Raw genomic sequence first — 851 nt, forward strand, 5'->3', positions numbered from 1 at the left:
CTAGGCCCTGTTTCATAAGCAAGCGCTCCGCAACCACATATTGATCGCAGCGATACGCACCACCGCTGTGTAACGGACCGCGAGCTTGTCGTATCTCGTTGCCACAGCACGATTCTGCTTGAGCAGGTTGATCCCGCACTCGACAGCATGCCGCTGCTTGTAGAGTGCGGGATCGAACTCCGGCGGCCTACCGCCGGCCGATCCTCTGCGTCGGCGATGTTCCACCTGATCCGACTTGACCGGAATCGTCGCCCGAATCCCGCGTTTACGCAGGTGAGCGCGATTGGCAGCGCTGCTGTACGCCTTGTCCGCCAACACTCGATCCGGTCGCGTCCGAGCCCGGCCACCACCGAGGCGAGGCACCTCGATCGCAGCGAGAACCGTCGTGAACTGCGGGCTGTCCCCGTATTGACCGGCGGTAATCACGATCGACAAGGGCTTGCGGCCCTGTTCGCAGGCCAGATGCGCCTTGGTGGTCCACCCGCCCCGCGAACGACCCAAGGCGTGGTCGTCCGGTTCGGTCTCGACCCCGCCGGGTGGCTCACGCTGGAGATCACCGTCTTTGCGGGCTCCAGCGGCGTGCTGGTGGGCCCGTGCGATCGTCGAGTCGACGCTCACGTCCCACGTGATCTCACCGGCAGCGTCGGCCAGGGCCTGCAACGCGGTCAGGATCTGCGTCCACACCCCGGCGCGTTGCCACCGGCGGAACAGTCCGTAGACCGTCTGCCACGGTCCATATCGTGTCGGCATCTCCCGCCACGGTGCGCCGGTGCGGATGCGCCACCTGATTCCGTCGATGAGCTGGCGTTTCGTCCATTTCGGTGGACGGCCGGTCTTCTGTGGACAGGGCA

1 protein-coding gene is annotated in these 851 nt (G+C 65.3%); it reads right to left on the reverse strand.

Going from position 1 to position 851, the window contains the following annotated elements; translation table 11 throughout:
* Positions 1-12 precede the first annotated feature (12 nt).
* Positions 13-851: IS5 family transposase (locus tag EQ874_RS22785; protein WP_129978277.1), on the reverse strand; the 839-nt coding region annotated here is incomplete at its 5' end.

The sequence above is a fragment of the Rhodococcus sp. Q1 genome, from assembly GCF_004153645.1.
Classification (GTDB): Bacteria; Actinomycetota; Actinomycetes; order Mycobacteriales; family Mycobacteriaceae; genus Rhodococcus; species Rhodococcus gordoniae.